We start from the raw sequence: 17,571 nt of genomic DNA on the forward strand, positions 1-17,571 counted from the left end.
GGAAGTTTAAGGCAAATCCACCTTATCAAAGGCGCCGGTCTTTTTTTAGGCCTCCCGATAAACCCGTTTAACCCAACGCGACAAAACCGGCACGCCAATAAAAAGGTACGGGTAATAACTGATGGTCCGCCAAAACAGCGCCATCGGCAACACCAGCCCAAGCGGTGCCATATCAGAAAACATCAGGGTAAATCCGGCTTCTGCCACGCCGGAACTGCCAGGAGTTGGCGAAATTACCATAATAATGAACAAAGCAGCCTGGCGGGCAATGGCCAGCGCATGTTCATACAGCCCCATTGGCAACCTGGAAAACGCCGCCAAAATACAATTCAAAACCATATAGCGGGCAAACCAAGCAACTGCGGTTATCCCCCAAAGCTTCCACCAGAAATTTTTGGGCTTATCCCTAAGTTCCACTGATGTAATCAACAAATCCCGCGCGGTGCGTAGTCCCCAACGCCGCCAACGCTTGAAAATTCGAAACATAAACAGAATTCTCAGTAAGCGGTTCATCACCTTGGGCCACACAAACAAGCTGGCGCCCAAAAACAGCACATAGACAAAAATAGCGCCGTAAGCCAACCAGAAAATGGTCATCAGACCTAGTGAGATAAGATCGGAGTGCATATCCGCCAAACCGGCAAAAACCGCTTCTTTGCCGACTATCCACAACCCCAAAGGAAGCATGGTCAAATAGAAGATTTCATCTAAAAGAACCGTGGTAAAAACGATAGCCGTGCTTCGGCCCACGGTCAGTTTTTCTTTGATCAACATAAAAACCGCCACTGCCGCCCCACCCATCACTGAAGGCGACACCGCGGCGAAAAAGTCCCAGAGCAAAATCACCTCGATAACCGAGCGCCAAGGCAAATGTCCATCCGTGAGAATCCGCAGTTGAACCATATAGGCAAAATCCCGCAGCACCACCATCATCACAGCCAGTGCCAGCCAAAACCAAGTTTTCCCCTGCCATTGGAGTTGCTGGAGCGCGGTTTTGAAATCAACGCCATGGGTAGTCACATCCTGATAAATCAGGTAAGCAACCAGCAACAAGCCAATCAATATGGGCAGAAGAATCCGGCGGGAATTAAACTGATACGGAATTTCATGACGGCTATCCGAAGCCAAGCGCATTTAAAGCCTCCTTCATGAATGAATATTGAATCTTTGATGGCCACCAGATGAATAAAATCCCGCCATTCTCGTTTAGTGTCTTCGGCAGAAATCAATCCCGTCAAATTATAAAGATTGCTGGCGCTGTAAGAATTGTGAAAGGTTTGGTGAAGCCAGGAATTACACAACCCGGCGGGTCACATACATGGCATCTCCATAACTAAAAAATCGATATTCCTTATCCACCGCATGGTAATAGGCCGACATGACTTGTTCATACCCGGCAAAGGCGCATACCAACATCAGTAAAGTCGATTCTGGAAGATGGAAATTAGTAATCATGGCATCAACGCACCGGAACGGGTAGCCAGGACGAATAAATAATCGGGTTGCACCTCTGCCGGGCTTGAGTTCCCCCTGTTGACAAGCGCTTTCCAAGGTTCTGACGACCGTAGTTCCCACTGCGATAATGCGTCCGCCACGGGAACGGGCCTGGCTAATTTCGGCCGCAGCCCCTTCACCGATTTCAAACCACTCCTGGTGCATTTCATGTTCTTCCAGATTTTCCACCCGCAATGGCTGAAACGTCCCCGCACCCACATGCAAAGTGACGTAAGTCATAGCCACACCTTTTTTCTTGAGCCGGGCCATTAGATGGAAATCAAAATGCAGCCCCGCGGTAGGTGCTGCCACCGCGCCAGGCTGGCGGGCAAAGACCGTTTGATAGCGTTGATGATCCTGCGCCGAATCTGGCCGATCGATATAGGGAGGCAAGGGGATGTGCCCAATTTCCTGCAAAACACAATACAGATCATTTATGGCTTCAAATTGCAGCAAAAAAAGATCTTTATTTCTTTCCACCACAGAGCATCGATAACCTTTATCCAGCTCAATCCCGCTGCCAGGACGGGGCGACTTGCTTGCCCGGATTTGAGCCCAGGCACGCCCATTCGCAAGCACCCGCTCCAATAGTATTTCCACCTTGCCCCCGGTTTGTTTGCGTCCATAAAGCCGGGCTGGGATCACCTTGGTGTCATTAAAGACCAGAAGGTCCCGAGGATCGATCAAATCCACAATATCGGTGAATTTTTTGTCCTCAATTAGCCCGCTGCCGCCATTTAAAACCAATAATCTGCTGGCGCTGCGCTCAGCCAAAGGCACTTGGGCAATCAATCGGCTGGGAAGAGGATAATTAAAATCACTTTTTCGCATCTCGCCTTGGCTCAAATATAAAGAATGGGTATAATAACTAATTCTTGGCCGAGGTGGCGAAACTGGTAGACGCGCCAGACTCAAAATCTGGTGGTGGCAACACCGTGGGAGTTCGAGTCTCCCCCTCGGCACCATCCATCTTTCCGCATGATAAAAGCTATTGCATGAGCCTCATGGAAGGCGAAATGGCAAGGTCTTTACAAGTCTTGTAAGAGCCAAATAGAATCCTTGTATACAAAATAACCGGGGTAAAATAACCAAAGTCGGATTAGTATATCAGACAATCAATCCAGCTTTGGTGTGATGGGCGCAGCCAAGCATGAAGATTTCCTAGGGAGATGAGATCCACCATATGATTTATCCTTCCGCAAGTTGCGCCGATTTATTTGAGCCAGGACTGTTATCACTGGACAAAGCAGTCAGTTCGGTATTGGATCAAATTATTCCAATATCTGAAACCGAATACCTCTCCATTCAAGATGCCCTCCATCGAGTGCTGGCTTTATCCCCCATTTCTAACATAAATGTACCTTCCCATACCAATTCTGCTGTTGATGGCTATGCCATCCATCACCAAGACATTCCTCCAGAAAACAAAACAAAAATTTTAACCATTGCTGGGGAAGCGCTTGCGGGGAAACCATACATAGGGAAATTGCAACCTGGCCAAGCCATAAGAATTATGACAGGCGCCAGCCTACCGGAGGGTAGCGGCGCTGTATTAATGCAGGAACAAGTTAAAGTTCTCAACAACGATCAAATTCTCATTGATGGCAAACATCGCTCTGGTGAAAATATCCGCCTCGCAGGGGAAGATATTCAGAAAGGAGAGGCCATTATCCCAGCGGGTAAATTATTGCTGCCCGCCGATCTGGGATTGATCGCGTCCGTTGGTCAAAGCGAGGTCTGTGTGACCCGCAAAATCCGTGTCGGCATCATTTCTACCGGCAATGAAATCCTGCCCCAAGGCGCTTTTCTCGAACCTGGAAAGATTTATGACAGTAATCGATTTTCCCTCATTGGCGCACTGGGACATTTACCAGTGCAAATCCATGACTATGGAATCATTCCTGATGACCCTGAACAATTAAAACAGACCTTTTTGGAAGCGGCACAGCGTTGTGATGCGGTTATCAGTTCAGGTGGAGTGTCGGTTGGCGAGGCTGATTATGCCAAACTAGTTTTAGCCGAGTTGGGTGATATCAATTTCTGGAAAGTAGCCATTAAACCCGGCCGGCCAATGGCATTCGGCAAAATTGGTGATTCCGTGTTCTTTGGACTGCCTGGAAACCCCGTGGCCGTCATGGTCACTTTTTATGTATTTGTTCTTCCGGCCCTGCACAAACTGGCGGGAATCACTGAACAATTTCACCTCCCTACTTTTCCCGCCAGGACAATTGAAAAGTTGCGCAAAAAACCCGGTCGCACTGAATTCCAGCGCGGGATTATGAACCGGACTGAAAACGGCCAGTGGCAAGTGAAATGCACGGGCAAACAGGGTTCCGGCATCCTAAAGTCGATGAGCCAGGCCAATTGTTTTATTGTCTTGGAACATGATAGGGGCAATGTGGAAGCCGGAGAGTGGGTTGAAATATTACCTTTTGCTTGTCTGCCGTAGATAAATTATCACTTTCTTAACCTCCTGCCCTTGTTTTCTACTCATTTGCCCAAATATTAAAAACCAGCTTATGAACAAAGTCATTATGTATTCAACAGCACGCTGCCCCTTTTGCGTTATGGCGGAACGTTTGCTCACCAGCAAACCGGGGATAGAAATTGAAAAAATCAGCGTCGACCAAGACCCAGAAAAATTTCAGGAAATGCTCGACAAATCGAGGCGGCGAACGGTGCCGCAAATTTTCATTGGCAATGTACATGTCGGTGGGTTTCAGGAGTTAGCCGAACTGAATCGCACTGGTGAACTAGATAAACTTCTCGGAATTTAAAATTTAACAAGGAAATTTCAATGCATATCGTATGCGGCCATTGTTTAAGTGTTAACCGGGTTCCACAACAGCGGCTGGGTGAACGGCCAAAATGCGGCAAATGCCACGCTGAGTTATTAGATGGCGAAGTGGTGGAATTAAGAGAGCAAAACTTCTATAAATTTGTTGGGAAAAACGACTTGCCGGTAGTCGTGGATTTTTGGGCCCCCTGGTGCGGCCCTTGCCGGATGATGGCGCCAGCATTTGCGCAAGCCGCTGCTGAGTTACGCCAGCACGCAAGATTTGCCAAAGTCAATACGGAAGAATGTCCTGCACTGGCACAAAGGTTTGGAATTCGTAGCATCCCTACATTGATTCTGTTTCGCTCCGGCCAAGAAGTTGACCGGGTATCGGGAGCGCTAAATACCCATCAGTTAATTCAGTGGGTGGAAAGCCATTAATGTAAGCATTTTCTGCCGAAACAAAAGCATTGGATACAGCCCCTTGAACTTAAACCGTATAATTCCCAATGCCCATATTGAAAAGAGGGGTCACTCCTCAAGCAATTCAAAATCGTCCTTTGTAGCGCCACAATCGGGGCAGACCCAATCATCGGGCACATCTTCCCATCGGGTTCCGGGGGGGATGCCATCTTCCGGATCTCCTTCCGCTTCGTCATAGATATAACCACAAACGACACAAACATATTTTTTATAATCGCTGCTCATACGTTGGTTTATTCCTTTATTTTTCCTTGCAAATTATTTAACTATATCCGCTGGCGTCTAAATTTCCAAGTAAACACTTTCAGCCAGTCTTGCCTTAAAGAATTCTCAAATCACTCGGATGGCGAACTAAAATTGAGTATCTGCCCTTTCTCCTGGATGGCCAGCCCCTCACCTCCACTGACCGATGCAAATAGTGGCCTAGCGGCGGAAAGTAACGCAAATTGGCCTTGGGGATCACAACAGCGACATTACCCGCGAACTTCAACCTGACATATTTCCGCCCTTCCACCACCTGTCGTGGCTTGCCTAGCCATCGATGCCAGCCACGGTATTTTTTCTTTGTTAGATTTTCTATGGGGATGGGCTGATAATCGGATTTACCCCAAATCCCCCGGCCAGCGCTTTCTGCTTCCTCTTGCGCAGCCAGCAATTGTTTCGCAAATTTTAAATTGGGGGGATGAAGGTTGGCTATTGCCAATCCATCCCGAACCAGTTTAACGTTGATATTTTCCCCGGATTCGGTAAATAAATAAGCCAAAGTCCTGTGATATTTGTCTTTGCGCTGCGCATCATATTCCAATCGGACCTTTTTCCCTAGGATCCACTCTTCTAGCCGACGTTTTGCTTCCTCCCCACCTGCCTCGCCCAGTTTTTGATGGCTCTCGACTTCCGGCGCGTTAATATTCAAAAGACGTATCCGGCGGCCGTCCTCTAATTTAACTGTATCACCATCAAATACATACACCACCCGCAAGTAAACATATTCTTTTTTGAGAGCAAGAACCTTGGCATTGCTGACACGGCGGTCACTGTAATGCAATACTCCTTTTGCATCACGCCAACGGTAAATATCGGCTGATGCATTGACTGCCAAAAAAAATGCGAGGAAGGCGGGAATCACATGTTGCAAACAGAAAAACACGGCTTATTTAATTACGACTTGTACAGTCAACTATAGAACAATAGAAAAGCATCACTCACCCATAAAAAAAGGCGGAATAGCCCGCCTTTTTTTATAGTAAACCAGTACGTTAAAACACAACTGGCGTGCCAGATGACCTTTCAAATTACTTCAAACCAGGGTTTCCAACTGCCGGATTTGCTTATAGCCCGCGTTGGCCAATTCCATTCCGCCAGTAACAATGGTTTGATACGCATTGGGCATTTGGTACACCCGATAGCAAAGATATCCTACTGCCGCCAAAGCAGCCGGTACGGAAACAATGGCAGACAAGCCAATCAAACCTGCTCCTTGAATCAACAAGGACAAAATGTCCAGCGGCAATAATAAAAAAGCGCCAAAATACGTCAAAACAAAAAAAGAATAAAGCAGCAGTGTCAAGAATTCAAAAAGCCGAATCAAACCAAGATTGAGCCATTTCATCACAAGCGTTGTCTCCAGAGGCCAAATCCAAAACCAACCGAACCTTTGGGTACGGTCACCAGTTCTTTAATTTCGGAATTATAGCACAGGCCTTTTCTGTCACTCATAACCTTTTCCTCTTTATAACAGTTGTATTCTTCTAATATGTCATAAAAGTTGATGGCAGGATGGGAACCGAAAACTACCATCGCTACAACACCTAAAATTTCAACAACATAGCGCGCAAAGAGCTACAATGAGAACAATATATCAGGCTCGTATCAATGACTGGAAGTCACCTTAATTATCGCCGCACGCTTAAGCCCAGCCGGCTGTTGGATGGGTTAATCGTTTTCCTGACAGCATTGCTGTTATTGATGACGCTTGTCTCCTCTGCTGTCCCTTTTTATTTTTCTATTTTTGTTTTTATTCTAGCGATCTTTACAATCATCCGTTTTGGGTTAGCCCGTTCATCGGTCGATAAGCGAGTACGCCAACCCCAAAGGTTTGATCTTCTCAGCCGGTTTCCGGAAACCAACCCCAATCCCATTTTTCATTTATCCAAAGATGGGCAAATCGATTATGCCAACGCCGGGTGTGAATTATTTTTAAAACACTTTCATCTGCCCCCGGATCCAGCCAAGCTTCTCCCACCCAATCTCGATGATCGTTTAAAGCAATTACAGCAATCCGGCCAACGCTACGACATCTGGGAATACACTATCAATGACCGGTTCGTTGCCTGTCAAACGGCTGCCCAAGAGGATGGCTATTATCTCTATATCACAGACATCAGTGACCGGAAGCGAATAGAGAACGAACTCGCCTGGCACGCCTATCACGATGTCATCACCGGGCTCCCCAATCGCTACCGTTTCCAGCAAGATCTTGAAGAGGCACTACGGAAGAATCAATCTTGCCCCCAGACCGCGGTCTTCCTATTGAACATCGACCGTTTCCGGTTTTTTATCGGCAGTTTGGGTTATTGGCTCTGCGACAGGTTATTACTCGCGGTTTCCCAACGATTGAAGGAAACCATTGAGCAGTCCCGGCTAACTGGCCAAATCACGCTTTACCGGTTCGAGGCGGACACTTTCGCCCTGTTGCTGGAAAATTACCGGGACCCGGATTTGCCGCAAAAAGTTGCTCAAGAACTTATCGACAGCCTGCATAAGCCCATTTATATAGACCACCGCGAATTTTGTGTAACCATTAGTTGCGGCATCAGTGTTTTTCCAAAGGATGGGGAAGATTTCTCCTCTTTGCTGCATGCCGCGGATCTGGCACTGCAGCACGCCAAAAAAAGAGGCGGCGGTGACTGCCAAGTGCACACGGCGGATATGGATGAAAGAACCCGTCACCGCTTGAAACTGGAAAGCTATCTACGCCATGCCATCGAGCACGATGAACTGGAACTGTATTATCAACCACAGGTATCGATCAAAAATAGCACCCTCACCGGCGCGGAAATCACGCTACGCTGGCGACATCCGGAACACGAGCTTCTCAAACCCCAGGACTTTATCCCTTTGGCGGAAGAAACCGGCCTGATCGCCCCAATCAGCGAATGGATTTTACGCCATGCCCTGATGCAACATCGCCACTGGCAAACCCAGGGACTCCCGGCAATTCGCCTGGCAGTCAATATCTCCGCCCAGCAATTTCATCAGCAAGACCTGCCTCAACTTATCCAGCGTCTCCTACAAGAGTCGCAGGTGGATACCCGATACCTGGAACTGGAGATTACAGAATCGGCGGCCATGTTTGACATCAACCACACAGTGATTGTCATGCAGCAACTCAAACAACTTGGCGTGCAGTTGGCTTTGGATGATTTTGGCACCGGCTTTTCCTCCCTGGCCTACTTGCGCCGTTTTCCATTGGATACCTTAAAAATTGACCAATCCTTCGTCCACCCCATGGACAAGGAAGAAGAAGAAGACGCCGCCGCCATCATCAAGGGCATCATCAGCCTGGGCCATAGTTTACGGCTCAATGTCCTGGCCGAAGGCATAGAGACCCCAGCACAACTTCGGCTCCTAAGAAAATTCGGATGTGATGAAGGCCAAGGTTTTCTGTTCAGCAAACCCGTCCCTGGGAAAACCTTCGAAACCTTCCTTGCCCGGGGCAAATTCCAAATCGATGAATAGTGCTCAGATCTCGAACGCCAAACCAATAATATTATAACCCGCATCCACGTAGACAATCTCGCCCGTAATTCCAGAGGCGAGATCCGAACATAAGAAAGCGCCCGCATTGCCGACTTCCTCGATGGTGACATTTTTCCGCAAGGGCGCGGCATTTTCCGCTTTGCTGAGCATTTCCCGGAAATTACTGATGCCTGATGCCGCCAAGGTGCGAATCGGCCCGGCGGATACCGCGTTGACCCTGATGCCCTCAGGCCCCAACGAAGAAGCCATGTAACGGACATTGGCTTCCAAACTCGCCTTGGCTACGCCCATTACATTGTAATTGGGAATAACCCGCTCGGCGCCAAGATAACTTAACGTCAACAACGCCGCGTTGCGGCCCTGCATCATGGGCCGACCCGCCTTGGCCAGCGCCGCAAAACTGTAGGAGCTGATGTCGTGAGCGATTTGAAAAGCCTCGCGATCCACCGATTCTAGGTAATCGCCTTCCAAAGCGCTTCTGGGAGCATAAGCCACTGAATGCACAATCCCATCCAAGCCATCCCAATGCTGTCCCAAATAGTCGAATACGCCTTGGATTTCATCGTCGCTGCTGACATCACAAGCCACCGTCAAATTGGAATCACATTGGCCCGCCAGTTTTTCCACCCGATCCTTGAGTTTGTCGTTCTGATAAGTAAAGGCCAGCGCCGCCCCTTCCCGATGCATGGCCTGGGCAATGCCCCAAGCGATCGAACGATTGCTGGCCAATCCGACAATCAAAATCTTTTTACCCTGCAAAAATCCCATTGGTTGATCTCCTTACCATTTCAAAAAATTCTGACTATTATCTTTCAGATTCCTCTTGGACGCCAACGAGATTTGTTTCTATTTTTGTCACCGCCTTACCCAACCGCCGGCATATTTCTGAAACAATGGCCTCCTGATCAGGCACCTCAAACTCAGACGGAAACGTCAACTTCAGCCTGATATTTTGAGGCATCGCGTGAAATCCCAACCGCGCTTGCGGAGGCAGCACTAAATCCTTGAGTAAGGCTTCGATTTTTGATTCCCCCATGCCGTTGACGTGAATCACTACCCGCATGGACCTGGGCAAGGAAAACAAATAAGGCAATTGCTTTTCCACATATTCACTAAACATCGCCTCCATTTCCCGAGGCACGCCAGGCAAAAAATAAAAATGACACCCCTCGGCTGTAAGGTAAAATCCAGGCGCTGTCCCCCAGTGGTTATCCAAACGCCGGGCACCTTTGGGAAGCAGCGCCTGCTTGCGGTTGCTCTCCGGCATTCTCTGTTTTCTTTTCTGGAACCTTTCCTCAATCATCAACAAGGCGGCAGGATCTAGCTTCAAGGGAAGGCTAAATGCCTGGCCAACGGCTTCCGCGGTCAAATCATCCCGGGTAGGACCGAGCCCTCCGGTACAGATACAACAATCCGCCCGGCGGGAAATTTCTTGCAAAACGGAAACCAAGTCTTCCAGCCTGTCCCCCACCGCCGTATGCCGGGCAATCAGAAATCCCAAATCAACCAAGCGCTGGGAGAGCCAGGCGCTGTTACTATCGACGATTTCGCCGCTGACAATTTCATCGCCCTGGGAAAGAATTTCCGCATATGGGACTAGTGTATTCATGATTAGCTCTGTAAAAACTCAAACCAAAGGGGAAGTGTCAGCATACTCAGCAATGTGGTTACTGTCACCAAAAGGGCATAGAGGCGGCTATCCAATCGAAACCGGTCGCACAAGACAATGCCAAACAACATGCTGGGCATCGCCGCTTCCAACACCAACGCTGTACCCTTAACTCCCGCAAAACTCAAATGGCCGATCAACCACCAACCAAACACCGGCATTAAAAACAGTTTGAATACGCTCACCGGCAGCACAAAAGGCACCATGGGTCGGCGAAAGGTGCGCCAATCCAGAGCCAATCCCAGACACAAGAGCATCAAAGGCGTTACCCCTTGCGCCAACATGCTCAAAAATGCCAGAGCCCAGAGTGGCCACTGCAAATCCATTAGATTTAACCCGATGGCCACCAGCGCCCCCCAAAGTGGCGGTATTTTCATCAATCCCACCCAAAAAACTTCATCCTTGCCAGAGCTTCCAAAGTTTCTCGCCACCTGAATGCCCAGGGTCATGACCAAAGGGGTACAGGCAAACAGATCCAACTGGATTGCCAATAAAGCCGCCCAATCTCCAAAAACCTGTTGAAGCACCGGCAAGCCCAAAAAAGTCACATTGGGGAAAGTCACCGCCAACCATATTGCACCGGCTTGTTGGGAGGAGATTTTTTTCACCTTGATCCATAAGGCGGTGATCAAGGCCCCAAAGACGGTAATTGCGATCCCGAAAAAAGAAATCCGGGCTGTCTCCGCTGCGATATCAGCACCGTTCATCAGCTTTAAGATAAGCGCTGGCAGAAACAAGTAGTAAACCACCGCCGCCAACACTTGCCGGGTTTGATCGGCATCCATGCCTCCCGGACGGAATAGCCGCCAAAGCCAGCCACAGAAAATCATCAACCCCATCTGCGCCAGTACGCTCAACATGGAAGTTCTCCTGCACGGGCGGACAAATTCTGTATCATGACCAGCAAAATATTTTCCCAATCAACGTGAGTATTGCGATGTCATTATCGACTAAATCCATTCCCGTCAACGAACATTTAATCGTCGCCTTGGACTTTCCCTCTCATCAACAGGCCAAAAAGTTGGTGGAAACGCTGGGAGATGAAGTGTCATTCTATAAAATTGGCCTGGAACTTTTCATGGCCGGCGATTATTTCCAGTTGATTGACTGGCTCCAGCAAAGAAACAAAAAAATTTTTGCTGATCTCAAATTCTACGATATCCCCGCCACGGTGGAACGTGCAGTCCGGGCGCTAAGCAAGACAGGGGTGCAGTTTGCCACCGTACACGGCGACAGGGCAATTATGCAGGCCGCCGCTTGCGGTAAGGGTGATATGCGGATATTGGCGGTCACGGTGCTTACTAGCCTGGATGAAAAGGGCCTGGAAGAGATGGGATTCCAAGGCAACCTGCAATCGTTGGTGGTCAATAGGGCATCTCAGGCCTGGGAAGTGGGACTGGATGGGGTAATCGCTTCTGGGTTGGAGGCTGGATTGATACGTCAAACTGTCGGTACCGGTCCTTTAATTGTCTCGCCTGGCATTCGCCCCGAGGGAACATTGGCCAACGACCAAAAAAGGATTACCACCGTTAAGCAAGCCTTCGAGCTAGGGGTAGATTATATTGTGGTGGGCCGTCCGATCCGCGATGCCAAAGACCCAAAAGCCGCCGCCCAGGCTATTCAGCAGCAAATCCAAGCCCTGTTTGCAAAATAAAAGGAGGCATGAAAAGTTCAAGCCTCCTTCTTCAGTTTCAAGAACAGATTAGGAAATGCTGCTCATCAGAACTCATAACTCAAGGTCGCATAAACATTCCGCCCAGGATTGCGGACCCGTTGCCCCACGGCCAATTTATTACCCCGGGCACGGTTGATGCCGTTGAGGTGGTCAGCGTGTTCATTATCGAAGATATTATCCACCCCAAATGCCACTTTCAGCCCATCGACGTACTTGTAACTGGGCTGGTATTGGAGGCGCACATTCAAGATACTCCAGTCTGATGTTTTGCGTTCGTTGTTGAACTTGGCCACCTTGTTTTGACGCAAAGCACCCACGTATTCCGTGGAAAAGGCAAAATCCCAAATGGAATAAGTCACTTTCAAGCGGCCGTTGAATGGCGCAATCCGGTAGAGATTGTCATCGGGACCGCTAATCCGCTCCCCCCGGGTGTAGTTCAATAGGCCGTCCACGCGCCAGTGATCGCCAATCGAAAAGCCAGCCTGGGCATCAGCGCCGTAGATTTGCGCGTCGATATTGGCATACTGCAATACGCAATCAGCGCCAGTGGAAGGTCCATTGGGACAACCATTGGGTAATAACACATTGGCCACGTTTCGAACCACTTTGTCAGTCGCTGGAACGCCTTGAATGTAATCATTGATGTAACGGTAGAAGCCCCTAGGCTCAAAATAGACGTTCTGCAGCATCCACAACTCGTCCAGGTGCAAATCAAAACCGGCCACCACTTCGTAGGCCTTTTGGCTGTCCAAACCCACGTTGCCTACATAAACCCTACCGTCGGCCAAGCCACCAGTGGCTTCAATGGGAAGCCAGAGATACCGTTGCTGATAAGTGGGAGCCTGGGTTTTGCGCGCCAGACCCAAAGTCAAATCCAAGCTATCGGAAAAGGAATAACGCAAGTCCAGAGCCAGATCCACATCGTTTTGCCGTTGCTTCCGGTTAGAACCATTGAAACGATCCCGTAAAATCCCCGGGCCTTTCAGATTTCGTGCTGGCAACGAATCCACCCGGCCTGCATCCATATAGGTATGGCGATACCGGACCCCGGCCAGCAATTGTAGTTTTTTGATAGGTTCGCCCCGCCATTCCACATAAGCGCCATAACGATTACGCCGGACATCATTGAAAGCTTCTACGAAAAAAGCCTTGTTATTGGGATTTTTCACAACTGCATCATGACTGGCAATATCGCCATCAAAACCGATTTCCAGCTCGCCATTGGCAATTTCAGGCAGTGTCCAAGCAAACTTGTAACCCCCAGCTTCAACCTCGGTCTTCATATAGCGGAATTTTTTGGGATCTGCAGGCGGCTGGCGCAAATGGTAGTTTGTCATGACGTGCCGGGAACTCTGGTACCATCCCTTGAACTTGACCTTGCCGATACTGCCCATATCCCAACCGTAATCACCGTGGACAACATCGGCATCCACGTAGCGGATATCCATTGGCAGCGAAGGGGTGCCGGAAAAACCGGTGTGCTTGTTATCATAGGTGATTCCGAACTCGTGGCCGCTGCGCTTGATCCCAAGCCCAACCTGATAGGTATCGCGGGCGTATTCGGTAGGATCCAGCACCGTATCTCCCTTGTAGCGATAATCGTCTCCGCGCTCGGTGGTGCCCGAGAAATGGACCCGGTAGTGTTGGTTGGCGACACCCGCCAAAACCGCTCCGTAACGGCCATCGTTGACCCAACTGTAGCCAGCCGCGCCAAAACCGTGAAATTCAAACTGGCTGGAATCGGTAAAATCCACCTTGCGGCTTTCTGTGATAATGGAGCCCCCCATGGTTTCCAGTCCGCTGCTTACTGGCGTGACATCCCGCCAGGTTTTAATGCTACGAACCATGGTCACCGGGATATAACTCATTCGGGAATCCATGGAGTTAGGCCCGGCGTTTTTCAGGCTCATCCCATCAGTGAGCACATTGACCGGTTCGTTATATAGCCCCCGGAAATAGGCGATTCCGGTCAGAGGACCATTTCGGTGAACATTCGCGCCAGGCACGTATTTCAGCAAATCCGCGGCGTCCAAAGAAGACACCGTCCCCGGCCTTAGCGCGGTGGTGCCTGGCTCCATCAATTCACCTTCCACCGTTAGGGTAGGTAGCTCTTCATATTCGCCGTAAGCTAAAGGAAATTGCATTGCCACCGCCAACGCAAGTACTTTTGGCATCCAGGATTTGTTCATTTAAATTGACCTCTGCTGGTTTGAAAATTGTTGTTAAATTGTACAAGTTTTGTTGCAAAATTATGATTTCAAGTGCTCATGCAATTTGGATGCCTAGAGATCTATGTTTTTGTTTTAAAAAGTTAATCCAGAAAAGGCCAGCCTTTTACTTCCTCTTTACTGCGTGATATGCCACAACAACTGTGTGATATCACACACCTTTTCCGGTCTCACCCTCCCCTATCACCGGCTTTGTGATATGGTTTGTGACTATGTCTTTTTTAGATAACCTGGACCCAATCTTCATCGTTGCCTTTTTGATGGGCCTGTTCAGTAGCTTCCACTGCCTGGGGATGTGCGGCTCTATCATTGGCACCCTCACTCTCAGTCTCAGCCGGGAAATCAGGGAACACAAGCGCACCCTCACGCCTTTTGTACTGAGTTATAACCTGGGGCGCATTTTAAGTTATTCCCTTGCCGGGGTGATTGCCGGTAGCCTGCGCTATGTCCTAGAACTGCCTTTGGGGGAAGGACAAGGACACCGAATTCTGCAAATCATAGCCGCTGCCATCATGGCGGGCGCAGGCCTTTATTTGGCTGGATGGTTTCCCCGCTTTGCCTACCTGGAGAGAATCGGTGCCCGCTTGTGGCGTAAGATTGAACCCATCGGCCGGCATCTTATCCCCGTCACCAACCTTTCCCAGGCTTTCTTGTTCGGCATGGTTTGGGGCTGGCTCCCTTGTGGATTAGTCTATTCCGCTCTGGCCTTGGCCGCTACCAGTGGGGATCCTGAACGGGGTGCCTTGACCATGGCGGCTTTTGGCGCCGGGACTTTACCCGCCGTAATGGGGGTGGGTATAATGACGAACTGGATGACAAAATTGGCCAGAATGCGCCGCTTCAGACAGTTTGCCGGTTTGATACTGATATTACTGGCGGTGCTGGCAGCCTTCCCAGGGCTCAATCCACTGGTTATGCAACAAATAAAGAAAAATGGGGTGGATCTGATGGAAAAGTTTAAATCGCTCATTGGCCAATCGCCGAATTTCGAGGCGCTTCTGCGCAGCGCCAAAATGGTGGCGGCAACCGATGTGACGGTGCTGATTTCTGGCGAAACCGGGACGGGTAAGGAGGTACTCGCCAGCGCCCTGCAGCAATCCAGCCCCCGAGCCGACATGCCGTTCATTACCATCAATTGCGCCGCGCTCCCTGAATCCCTGGCCGAATCAGAGCTGTTCGGCCACCGCAAAGGGGCATTCACCGGTGCCACCAGCAATCAACTGGGCAAGCTGCAGGCTGCGGACTGGGGCACCTTGTTTCTCGATGAAATCGACTCCATGCCCCAAAACCTCCAGGCCAAGCTCCTTAGATTTCTTGAAACCGGAGAATGTCAGCCGGTTGGCGCTACCGAAACCGAAAAAGTCAATGTTCGCATCATCGCCGCCAGTAACGCGGATCTGGAAAAGAAAATCGAAACCGGGGAATTCCGCAAGGACCTCTATTACCGGTTGAATGTGGTGCCCCTGGAAATTCCGCCTTTGCGCGAACGCAAGGAAGATATCATTTTGTTGGCCAATCATTTTATGCAGCGCTCCGCCGACTCCCATGGTTTGGAACCGGCAAAATTCTCTAAAAATGCGATGCGGGCATTACAGAATTACAACTGGCCAGGCAACGTCAGGGAGCTTCGCAATGTATGCGAGCGGTTGTCTATTCTTTTGGCGGGCCGCACCATCGAGCCGGAGAATCTCCCTGCCGAAATCACCGCCGACAAAAAACGCAAAGACACGCCCGTCACCCTGCCTGATACCGGCCTGTCATTGGAAGAAGTGGAAATCGACCTGATCCGTCAGGCCCTTTCCCGCACCCAGGGTAACCGCAGCCGATCGGCCCGCTTGCTGGGCATCAGCCGGGATACCTTGTTATACCGGATGAATAAATACGGGATTACCTGAGCAATCCAATAAAAGGGCCGGATATCCGGCCCTTTTTCTTTATCTCAAAACTTCATTCCCTTGCGCGCTTCAATTCTAAGACGCAGCGCGTTCAGCTTGATAAACCCTTCGGCATCTTTTTGATTGTAGGCACCTTCATCATCCTCGAAGGTGGCTATCCCTGGGTCAAACAAACTGTTGGTTTCAGAACGCCGCCCTACCACTTGTACATTGCCTTTATAGAGTTTGAGCCGCACTGTACCGTTTACGGTCTGCTGAGACGCGTCTATCATGGTTTGCAGCATCTTGCGCTCTGGGCTCCACCAGTAGCCGTTATAAATTAACGTGGCGTAGCGGGGCATGATTTCATCCTTGAGGTGGGCAACCTCCCGGTCCAGGGTAAGGGATTCCATCGCCCGGTGGGCCTTCAGCATAATGGTGCCGCCCGGTGTCTCGTAACAACCGCGGGACTTCATCCCCACGTAGCGATTCTCAACGATATCCAGACGCCCCACCCCATGCCGGCCGCCAATTTGATTAAGGGTCTCCAAGATTTCGGCGGGGGACATGGATTGGCCATTGATGGCGACGATATCGCCTTTTTCATAGGTCAATTCGAGCACTTCGGGCTCGTCCGGCGCTTGTTCAGGAGAATTTGTCCAGCGCCACATGGATGCTTCCGGTTCCTCCCAGGGATCTTCCAGAATGCCTCCTTCATAGGAAATATGCAGTAAGTTGGCATCCATGGAGTAAGGCGATGATTTGCCTTGTTTCATTTCAATGGGAATACCATGCCTCTCGGCGTAAGCCAATAATTTTTCCCGGGAGTTGAGATCCCATTCCCGCCACGGGGCAATGATTTTAATCTCGGGTTTCAGGGCGTAGGCGCCTAGCTCAAAACGTACCTGGTCATTGCCTTTCCCGGTCGCGCCATGGGAAATGGCGTCGGCGCCCACTTCATTGGCGATTTCAATCAGGCGTTTGGCAATCAGCGGCCTGGCAATGGAAGTGCCAAGCAAATATTCGCCCTCATAGATAGTATTGGCACGGAACATGGGGAAAACAAAATCCCGCACAAATTCTTCCCGCAAATCATCGATATAAATTTCCTTGATACCGAGAAGCTTGGCTTTTTCCCGGGCTGGTTCCAGCTCTTCCCCCTGGCCGATATCGGCGGTAAAGGTGACAACCTCGCAGTTATAGGTTTCTTGCAGCCACTTCAAAATTACCGAAGTGTCCAATCCTCCGGAATAGGCCAATACGACTTTATTTATTTTTTCCGCCATGGTTTTCTATGCCTTAATGCTTGGGTCATAATTGGATTTCATATTGCTTTACCTAAATTTTGCAAGTGATTCGAGCACCGAGGGTGTCAAGCAAGGCTTTAGACAAGGCGGCAAGCCAATTTTCGCACAGGAGCAGCAGCGCTACTTCGAGCATAAAATGGGTGCAGTCAACGCAGCATAAATACTTGATTTGGCAGCCGAATGCCGAAATACTTGCAGAATTTAGGTTTTATTATATCGGAAACTTGCAGCGCCAGAGGGAAGACATGGCTCCAAGCCAGGACCACGTCATTTAAGCACGTATAAGATTGATTGAAGGGGTAGGTG

General features: G+C 49.7%; 17 protein-coding genes and 1 tRNA gene. 7 read left to right on the plus strand and 11 right to left on the minus strand.

Translation table 11 applies throughout. From position 1 onward, the window contains the following. Positions 1-45 precede the first annotated feature (45 nt). Both AXA67_13150 and AXA67_13155 read right to left on the minus strand, forming a co-directional pair. Positions 46-1,134: a hypothetical protein gene (locus AXA67_13150; GenBank protein ID KXJ39984.1), complete on the minus strand. Its 1,089-nt coding sequence runs from the start codon at positions 1,132-1,134 to the stop codon at positions 46-48. Positions 1,135-1,293: 159 nt separating this feature from the next. Beyond that, complete coding sequence (locus AXA67_13155; protein KXJ40191.1) at positions 1,294-2,325, minus strand: S-adenosylmethionine:tRNA ribosyltransferase-isomerase; 1,032 nt, start codon at positions 2,323-2,325, stop codon at positions 1,294-1,296. Between the two features lie 47 nt (positions 2,326-2,372). On the opposite strand from AXA67_13155, the gene AXA67_13160 reads away from it, so the two are divergent. The 4 genes from AXA67_13160 to AXA67_13175 all read left to right on the plus strand — a co-directional run bounded on the left by AXA67_13160 (position 2,373) and on the right by AXA67_13175 (position 4,711). After that, positions 2,373-2,459, plus strand: a tRNA-Leu gene (locus tag AXA67_13160). Between the two features lie 218 nt (positions 2,460-2,677). Then, positions 2,678-3,943: a molybdopterin molybdenumtransferase gene (locus AXA67_13165; protein ID KXJ39985.1), complete on the plus strand. Its 1,266-nt coding sequence runs from the start codon at positions 2,678-2,680 to the stop codon at positions 3,941-3,943. 70 nt (positions 3,944-4,013) lie between these two features. Beyond that, positions 4,014-4,271 carry a glutaredoxin gene (locus tag AXA67_13170; protein ID KXJ39986.1) on the plus strand — a complete coding sequence of 86 codons (258 nt, stop codon included), beginning with the start codon at positions 4,014-4,016 and terminating at the stop codon, positions 4,269-4,271. A 20-nt stretch (positions 4,272-4,291) separates the two neighbouring features. Further along, complete coding sequence (locus tag AXA67_13175; GenBank protein ID KXJ39987.1) at positions 4,292-4,711, plus strand: thioredoxin; 420 nt, start codon at positions 4,292-4,294, stop codon at positions 4,709-4,711. A gap of 90 nt (positions 4,712-4,801) precedes the next feature. On the opposite strand, the gene AXA67_13180 is transcribed toward AXA67_13175, so the two are convergent. From AXA67_13180 to AXA67_13195, 4 genes are all read right to left on the minus strand, one after another. Beyond that, positions 4,802-4,978, minus strand: a complete 177-nt coding sequence (locus tag AXA67_13180; protein ID KXJ39988.1) for a rubredoxin — start codon at positions 4,976-4,978, stop codon at positions 4,802-4,804. 94 nt (positions 4,979-5,072) lie between these two features. After that, on the minus strand, positions 5,073-5,879 hold the full coding sequence (locus AXA67_13185; GenBank protein ID KXJ39989.1) for a hypothetical protein: 807 nt from the start codon (positions 5,877-5,879) through the stop codon (positions 5,073-5,075). Positions 5,880-6,050: 171 nt separating this feature from the next. Continuing rightward, the gene (locus tag AXA67_13190; protein ID KXJ39990.1) at positions 6,051-6,362 is read right to left on the minus strand and encodes a hypothetical protein; all 312 of its coding nucleotides are present in this window, start codon (positions 6,360-6,362) and stop codon (positions 6,051-6,053) included. Next, entirely contained in the window at positions 6,362-6,550 is a 189-nt protein-coding gene (locus AXA67_13195; GenBank protein KXJ39991.1) for a hypothetical protein, read from the minus strand. The genes AXA67_13190 and AXA67_13195 overlap by 1 nt, the downstream gene beginning before the upstream one ends. A gap of 75 nt (positions 6,551-6,625) precedes the next feature. Here AXA67_13195 and AXA67_13200 point away from each other — a divergent pair, with 75 nt between their 5' ends. After that, positions 6,626-8,491 (plus strand): hypothetical protein, encoded by a 1,866-nt coding sequence (locus AXA67_13200; GenBank protein ID KXJ39992.1) that lies wholly within the window; start codon positions 6,626-6,628, stop codon positions 8,489-8,491. Positions 8,492-8,494: 3 nt separating this feature from the next. On the opposite strand, the gene AXA67_13205 is transcribed toward AXA67_13200, so the two are convergent. Genes AXA67_13205 through AXA67_13215 form a run of 3 tightly spaced genes read right to left on the minus strand, consistent with a single transcriptional unit; the run spans position 8,495 to position 11,041 of the window. Continuing rightward, positions 8,495-9,280, minus strand: coding sequence for an enoyl-ACP reductase (locus AXA67_13205; protein ID KXJ39993.1), 786 nt, complete (start codon positions 9,278-9,280; stop codon positions 8,495-8,497). Between the two features lie 37 nt (positions 9,281-9,317). Further along, positions 9,318-10,121, minus strand: a complete 804-nt coding sequence (locus tag AXA67_13210) for a hypothetical protein (GenBank protein ID KXJ39994.1) — start codon at positions 10,119-10,121, stop codon at positions 9,318-9,320. 2 nt (positions 10,122-10,123) lie between these two features. Continuing rightward, entirely contained in the window at positions 10,124-11,041 is a 918-nt protein-coding gene (locus tag AXA67_13215; protein ID KXJ39995.1) for a hypothetical protein, read from the minus strand. A 77-nt stretch (positions 11,042-11,118) separates the two neighbouring features. Here AXA67_13215 and AXA67_13220 point away from each other — a divergent pair, with 77 nt between their 5' ends. Then, positions 11,119-11,835, plus strand: coding sequence for an orotidine 5'-phosphate decarboxylase (locus tag AXA67_13220; protein ID KXJ39996.1), 717 nt, complete (start codon positions 11,119-11,121; stop codon positions 11,833-11,835). 65 nt (positions 11,836-11,900) lie between these two features. Here AXA67_13220 and AXA67_13225 read toward each other — a convergent pair whose 3' ends face one another. Continuing rightward, positions 11,901-14,045 (minus strand): hypothetical protein, encoded by a 2,145-nt coding sequence (locus AXA67_13225; GenBank protein ID KXJ39997.1) that lies wholly within the window; start codon positions 14,043-14,045, stop codon positions 11,901-11,903. Positions 14,046-15,031: 986 nt separating this feature from the next. Between AXA67_13225 and AXA67_13230 the strand changes: the two genes are divergently transcribed. Then, positions 15,032-15,979, plus strand: coding sequence for an AAA family ATPase (locus AXA67_13230; protein KXJ40192.1), 948 nt, complete (start codon positions 15,032-15,034; stop codon positions 15,977-15,979). 44 nt (positions 15,980-16,023) lie between these two features. Here AXA67_13230 and AXA67_13235 read toward each other — a convergent pair whose 3' ends face one another. Next, on the minus strand, positions 16,024-17,244 hold the full coding sequence (locus AXA67_13235) for an argininosuccinate synthase (protein KXJ39998.1): 1,221 nt from the start codon (positions 17,242-17,244) through the stop codon (positions 16,024-16,026). Between the last annotated feature and the right edge of the window lie 327 nt (positions 17,245-17,571).

The sequence above is a fragment of the Methylothermaceae bacteria B42 genome, from assembly GCA_001566965.1.
Taxonomy (GTDB): domain Bacteria; phylum Pseudomonadota; class Gammaproteobacteria; order Methylococcales; family Methylothermaceae; genus Methylohalobius.